The sequence below is a fragment of the Legionella quateirensis genome (genome assembly GCF_001467955.1).
GTDB classification, from domain to species: Bacteria; Pseudomonadota; Gammaproteobacteria; order Legionellales; family Legionellaceae; genus Legionella; species Legionella quateirensis.
Map to the genome: position 1 here is coordinate 320,739 of NZ_LNYR01000034.1, position 6,000 is coordinate 326,738.

The following is a 6,000-nucleotide window of genomic DNA, read 5'->3' on the forward strand; positions in this document are numbered from 1 at the left end:
TTAATGCGACGTTTCTTCTAGAGCACCAGCTTCTTTTTGTTTTTCTGCAAGTTGTTGCATGTATAACGCATCAAAGTTAATAGGTGCTAAAACGAGTTGAGGGAAACTGCCACGAATAACCTGAGAAGTAATGGCTTCTCTGGCATAAGGGAACAAAATGCTTGGGCAGAAGCTGTTTAACAAATGATCCAACTGGTTATCAACCGCGCCTTGAATGGTGAAGATACCTGCTTGCTTGACTTCAACAAGAAATGCAGTCGCTTTCTGGTTGACGACAGTTGCTGTAACGGTTAAAACCACTTCATAAACACCATTTTCCAGTTTGGTGTTGGCGGTATTGAGATCTAAAGTAAGTTCGGGTTCCCATTGTTGTTGGAATACAGCAGGTGTATTGGGCGTTTCATAGGATAAATCTTTAACATAGATTCTTTGAATCATGAATTGAGCTTCATCATTTTGTTGTGGATTTGTGGGTTGTTCAGTCATGATATTCCTATCCTTTTAATAGTTGGTTCAATGTTCCCTGGGCTTCCAGGGCATATAAATCATCGCAGCCACCAATAGCTTGGCCATTAATGAAAATTTGCGGCACCGTACGTCTGCCGCTTTTTGTTACCATTTCTTCACGTAATTCCGGATGCGTATCTACTCGAATCTCTGTGAAGCTCACATTTTTTTGATTTAATAATGCTTTGGCTTTAGTACAATAGGGGCAATAACCAGTACTGTACATGATCACTTCGGTCATGGAACTAGCCCTTGCCTTTAATTAAGGGAAGATCAGCGTTTTGCCATGAAAGAATACCGCCACCGAGTACCATGGGTTGGTATCCCTGGGCACTGATTTTGGCAGCCACAGTAGGAGATTGCAAGCCACGGGCGCAAACCAGAATAATTTTTTTATTTTTATATTTATTCATTTTTTGTTGTTCAAAATCTTCAGCAGTACAATTAATTGAATCGATGATATGGCCATTTTTAAACGACTCTTTGTCGCGCAGATCAAATACCGCCGCATTTTCATTGTTGATCAGATCCACTGCAGATTGCGGAGTGAGTTCTTTTGCTTTCTTTTTTTGAGATATAAATTCATTGATCAATATTAAAAACAGTACAGCAATAAGGGCTAACCAAAGTTGCCAGTGATTTGCAATAAATTGTCCTAAATGTTCCATAGAGTACTCGAAATATTTTTATAATTGGCGAATTATCCTCAGATTAGTTACTGAACGCAAGTCATGTAGTCTTTTCTGTCACTATTCTTCATGTTTATTTTTTTTTAATAAAACGTAAACGGCTCCATGACCACCATCTTTAGCTAATGCACTATGAAATGCCAATACTTCGTTAAACTGTGGCAACCATCGGTTGATCAAGTTTTTAATCACAGGAGGAGCTCCAAGGTGTCCTCCCTTGCCATGGATAATCAATAGACAACGTTTGTTTTGCTGTGTTTGTGCATGAATGAAATGACAGAGTGCTTCGCGGGCTGCTTCAGTTTTTAAGCCATGTAAATCCAGTCGGGCTTCCCAGGGAATTAATCCATTTTTTAATTCGCGTACACGTGATCCTGTGATGCTGGGATGAGCATAGGATAATACTGAATGAGAATGAACAGTTTCACTGATAAAATCAGATAAAAAATAAGGTGTATTCTGGGGGGGCGTAGTCGTCTGTTTTTTATTCAGACGAGCTGGGGGAGTAGCTGCAGGATTGTTCACCCTTTTTGTTTTTTCATTTAATGGCTTAACGGATCGCATGTGTTCACGAAACAGGGCCTTGTCCTCATCGGACATGAAATCATCAGCCATTTTTTTGCTGTAAATTATTAATTATATTCAAAGTATAACTTAGGTTATGACATATATTCTAACATAGAGTACAATTTGTTCTTTTTCTATCGCAATAGAATGTTAAGGGCTGAAGTACTTATGAGCAGTTACATCATAAAAGAAACACAAGAGTTGGTTAGTATTCTTGATTTTTTACGTTTTAGTTTGTCTTGCGCCATTGACGCGAATTTGTATTATGGCCATGGTACTGACAATGCCTGGGATGATATGCGCTCATTAATTTTAAGGAGTTTGTCCTTACCTTATGATTGTGATCCTCTATTGCTTAATGCACGATTAACGACCAGTGAAAAAAAACACTTGTGCCAGCAGCTTGAAAAGCGTATTAATCAACGAGTTCCAGTACCTTATCTGATTAAGGAAGCCTATTTTTGCGATATGCCTTTTTATGTTGATGAACGTGTACTTATTCCCCGCTCACCTATAGCGGAGTTAATCAATGATCAATTTTCTCCATGGATAGAGGCAGATCAAGTTCATCACATATTGGACTTATGTACAGGAAGCGGTTGTATTGCCATCGCCTGTTGTTATGCCTTTCCTGATGCTCAGGTCGATGCAGTGGATATTTCCCGTGAAGCTCTTGCAGTGGCCACTATAAATTGCGAGCGTTTTGAAGTGGAAGATCAATTGACTTTGATTGAGTCAGATTGTTTTTCAAGGGTTCCTGAAATTAAATACGATTTGATAGTAAGTAATCCGCCATATGTAGGTAAGGAGGAAATGCAGACCTTACCTGATGAATACCGACATGAACCAGTATTAGCTTTGGAAACAAGTAATAATGGGTTGGCTATTGTTGAAAAAATTCTCAAAAACGCCCATGATTATTTAAGTGATCATGGGATATTAGTTGTAGAAGTGGGGAATAGTGAAGAGCTATTGTGTGAAGCATATCCTACTGTTCCTTTTACCTGGCTTGAAATAAGCATCGGTGGTCAGGGAATATTTCTACTGACAAAACAACAGTTGGATGAGTTTTTTAACTAAGCGAGTGCCGCATGTCAGGTAATACTTTTGGAACATTATTTTCAGTGACAACTTTTGGTGAGAGTCATGGACCTGCTATCGGTTGTGTTGTCGATGGTTGTCCCCCGGGTATGCCGCTAAATGAGGATGATATCCAACCCTTTTTGGATAAACGCAAACCTGGGCAATCCAAATACACTACTCAACGAAGGGAAGACGATAAGATACAAATTCTCTCAGGTGTGTTTGAGGGCATAACGACAGGTGTTCCAATCGCTCTGTTGATTCAAAATACGGATCAACGTTCCAGTGATTACGATGAAATAAAAAACTTATTTCGTCCGGGTCATGCAGATTATACCTATCAACATAAGTACGGTCATCGTGATTATCGTGGTGGAGGTCGTTCCTCTGCCCGGGAAACTGCCGCTCGGGTAGCCGCTGGTGCTATTGCTCGGTTGTATTTACGCCGGACTTTAAATTTGGAAATCGTCGGCTATCTGCAACAAATGGGTGATCTGGTTTTAACTTTTGAAAATGAAGCAGAAATCAATAATAATCCTTTTTTCTGTCCTAATAATACGCAGATTCAACAATTGTCGGATTATATAACGCGGCTGAGACGGCAGGGAGATTCTGTTGGCGCGCGAGTAAATGTGATAGCCAGAGGCGTTCCAGTTGGCTTGGGAGATCCTGTTTTTGATAAGTTGGATGCAACTTTGGCTTATGCCATGATGTCAATAAATGCGGTGAAAGGCGTGGAAATAGGTGCCGGTTTTGCTGCTGTAGAACAGCTGGGCAGTGCTCATCGAGATGAAATGTCACAACAAGGTTTTTTGAGTAACCATGCTGGCGGCATTCTGGGTGGAATTTCTACTGGTCAGCTTTTGGAAGTTAGTATGGCTTTAAAACCTACCTCCAGTATTACCATTCCTGGCAAAACGGTTAATTTATTGGGAGAGGAAGTAAACGTTGTAACAAAAGGCAGGCATGATCCTTGTGTGGGTATTCGTGCGGTGCCTATAGCTGAAGCAATGATGGCTTTAGTATTGATGGATCATTTTTTACGATATAAGGCTCAGTGTACTTAATAACTGGCCGCCCAGGTTGCGTGTTGTTGCGACAGGATATTCATTCGAAACAGTTACATGAAATAAAGAGGCTAAAATAATGAGCAGACAATTAAATATTGCCATAGTAGGTGCCACAGGTGCAGTAGGAGAAACTTTTTTAACCGTATTGGAAGAGAGAAAATTTCCAATAAAGACACTTTATCCTTTGGCCAGTTCTCGCTCAGTAGGCAAAACGGTATCCTTTAAAAATCAACAATTGGATGTTCTCGATTTAGCCGAGTTTGATTTTAGTAAAGCAGATATTGCCCTTTTTTCTGCAGGAGGTTCCGTTTCCAAAGAATATGCTCCCAAAGCAGTGGCAGCAGGTTGTGTCGTTGTTGATAATACCTCCTGTTTTCGTTATGAAGAGGATGTTCCGCTGGTAGTTCCAGAAGTGAATGCACATCGTATCGCTGAATATACTAAAAGAGGCATTATTGCTAACCCAAATTGTTCTACTATTCAGATGGTTGTTGCCTTGAAGCCCCTATATGATGCAGCAGGGATCGCCAGAATTAATGTAGCAACGTACCAATCCGTATCGGGAACTGGAAAAAAAGCCATTTCAGAACTGGTTGCGCAGGTCGGTGATCTTTTAAATGGCCGACCAGCAAAAAGTACGGTTTATCCAGAGCAGATTGCATTTAATGCTCTTCCTCATATCGATCAGTTTGAGGATAATGGTTATACCCGTGAAGAAATGAAAATGGTCTGGGAAACTCGAAAGATATTGGAAGATGAGAGTATCATGGTAAATCCTACCGCAGTCAGGGTTCCAGTGCTGTACGGTCATTCTGAAGCAATTCATGTGGAATTAAAAAAGCCTATGACTGCAGTTCAGGCACGTACTCTTCTGTCTAAAGCGCCAGGAGTTAAAGTGGTAGATAATATGGCTAAAGCCAGTTATCCAACAGTAATAAAAAATGCTGTAGGTCATGATGACGTATTTGTTGGCCGGATACGTGAGGATATTTCTCACCCCTGCGGATTAAATTTATGGGTGGTAGCGGATAATATTCGTAAAGGCGCTGCAACCAATGCAGTGCAAATTGCAGAAATTCTTCAAAGAGAGTATTTGTAGATATTTACTAGAGTATATGTAACTGCTCAATATGCCCGGGAAACGTCATTCCGAATGCAATGAGGGATCTCCTGAACGTGGAACTGTGCTTTCACTTAGAGATCCTTCACTGCGTTCAGGATGACGAAACTTAACCGTCATCCCGAATGTAATGAGGGATCTCCTGAATCTGGAACTGTGCTTGCACTTGGAGATCCTTCACTGCGTTCAGGATGACGAAAGTTAACCGTCATCCCGAATGCAATGAGGGCTCTCCTTAATGTGGAACTGTGCTTGCACTTGGAGATCCTTCACTGCGTTCAGGATGACGGAACTTAACCGTCATCCCGAATGCAATGAGGGCTCTCCTTAATGTGGAACTGTGCTTGCACTTGGAGATCCTTCACTGCGTTCAGGATGACGAAACTTAACCTTCATCTCAAATGCAATGAGGGCTCTCCAGAATGTGGTGCTGTGCTTGCACTTGGAGATCCTTCACTGCGTTCAGGATGACGAAACTTAACCGTCATCCCGAATGCAATGAGGGATCTCCTGAATGTGGAACTGTGCTTGCATTTGAAGATCCTTCACTGCGTTCAGGATGACGAAACTTAACCGTCATCCCGAATGCAATGAGGGATCTCCTGAATGTGGAACTGTGCTTGCATTTGGAGATCCTTCACTGCGTTCAGGATGACGAAATTTAACCGTCATCCCGAATGTAATGAGGGCTCTCCTGGATGTGGAACTGTGCTTGCACTTGGAGATCCTTCACTGCGTTCAGGATGACGAAACTTAACCGTCATCCCGAATGCAATGAGGGCTCTCCTGAATGTGGTGCTGTGCTTGCATTTGGAGATCCTTCACTGCGTTCAGGATGACGAAACTTAACCGTCATCCCGAATGCAATGAGGGATCTCCTGAACGTGGAACTGTGCTTGCACTTGGAGATCCTTCACTGCGTTCAGGATGACGAAACTTAACCGTCATCCCGAATGCAATGAGG

At 41.7% G+C, this 6,000-nt stretch carries 7 protein-coding genes; 3 read left to right on the forward strand and 4 right to left on the reverse strand.

All coding sequences use genetic code 11. From position 1 onward, the window contains the following. The 4 genes from secB to Lqua_RS12795 all read right to left on the reverse strand — a co-directional run bounded on the left by secB (nt 1) and on the right by Lqua_RS12795 (nt 1,811). Nucleotides 1–486, reverse strand: a complete 486-nt coding sequence (gene secB / locus Lqua_RS12780; RefSeq protein WP_058474667.1) for a protein-export chaperone SecB — start codon at nt 484–486, stop codon at nt 1–3. A 7-nt stretch (nt 487–493) separates the two neighbouring features. Further along, nucleotides 494–748 carry a glutaredoxin 3 gene (grxC, locus tag Lqua_RS12785; RefSeq protein ID WP_058474668.1) on the reverse strand — a complete coding sequence of 85 codons (255 nt, stop codon included), beginning with the start codon at nt 746–748 and terminating at the stop codon, nt 494–496. Between the two features lie 4 nt (nt 749–752). Then, nucleotides 753–1,175: a rhodanese-like domain-containing protein gene (locus Lqua_RS12790; RefSeq protein WP_058474669.1), complete on the reverse strand. Its 423-nt coding sequence runs from the start codon at nt 1,173–1,175 to the stop codon at nt 753–755. A gap of 81 nt (nt 1,176–1,256) precedes the next feature. Continuing rightward, nucleotides 1,257–1,811: a Smr/MutS family protein gene (locus Lqua_RS12795; protein ID WP_058474670.1), complete on the reverse strand. Its 555-nt coding sequence runs from the start codon at nt 1,809–1,811 to the stop codon at nt 1,257–1,259. A 120-nt stretch (nt 1,812–1,931) separates the two neighbouring features. Here Lqua_RS12795 and prmB point away from each other — a divergent pair, with 120 nt between their 5' ends. The 3 genes from prmB (at nt 1,932) to Lqua_RS12810 (ending at nt 5,015) form a co-directional block, all read left to right on the forward strand. Beyond that, the gene (gene prmB, locus Lqua_RS12800; protein ID WP_058474743.1) at nt 1,932–2,843 is read left to right on the forward strand and encodes a 50S ribosomal protein L3 N(5)-glutamine methyltransferase; all 912 of its coding nucleotides are present in this window, start codon (nt 1,932–1,934) and stop codon (nt 2,841–2,843) included. Between the two features lie 11 nt (nt 2,844–2,854). Continuing rightward, on the forward strand, nt 2,855–3,913 hold the full coding sequence (gene aroC, locus Lqua_RS12805) for a chorismate synthase (RefSeq protein WP_058474671.1): 1,059 nt from the start codon (nt 2,855–2,857) through the stop codon (nt 3,911–3,913). A 79-nt stretch (nt 3,914–3,992) separates the two neighbouring features. Further along, nucleotides 3,993–5,015 (forward strand): aspartate-semialdehyde dehydrogenase, encoded by a 1,023-nt coding sequence (locus Lqua_RS12810; protein ID WP_058474672.1) that lies wholly within the window; start codon nt 3,993–3,995, stop codon nt 5,013–5,015. Nucleotides 5,016–6,000: the final 985 nt, after the last annotated feature.

Excerpts from the sequence above, each read along its gene's own strand:
- secB (WP_058474667.1), bottom strand. The coding sequence starts at position 486 with ATGACTGAACAACCCACAAATCCACAACAAAATGATGAAGCTCAATTC.
- grxC (WP_058474668.1), bottom strand. The coding sequence starts at position 748 with ATGACCGAAGTGATCATGTACAGTACTGGTTATTGCCCCTATTGTACT.
- Lqua_RS12790 (WP_058474669.1), bottom strand. The coding sequence starts at position 1,175 with ATGGAACATTTAGGACAATTTATTGCAAATCACTGGCAACTTTGGTTA.
- Lqua_RS12795 (WP_058474670.1), bottom strand. The coding sequence starts at position 1,811 with ATGGCTGATGATTTCATGTCCGATGAGGACAAGGCCCTGTTTCGTGAA.
- prmB (WP_058474743.1), top strand. The coding sequence starts at position 1,932 with ATGAGCAGTTACATCATAAAAGAAACACAAGAGTTGGTTAGTATTCTT.
- aroC (WP_058474671.1), top strand. The coding sequence starts at position 2,855 with ATGTCAGGTAATACTTTTGGAACATTATTTTCAGTGACAACTTTTGGT.
- Lqua_RS12810 (WP_058474672.1), top strand. The coding sequence starts at position 3,993 with ATGAGCAGACAATTAAATATTGCCATAGTAGGTGCCACAGGTGCAGTA.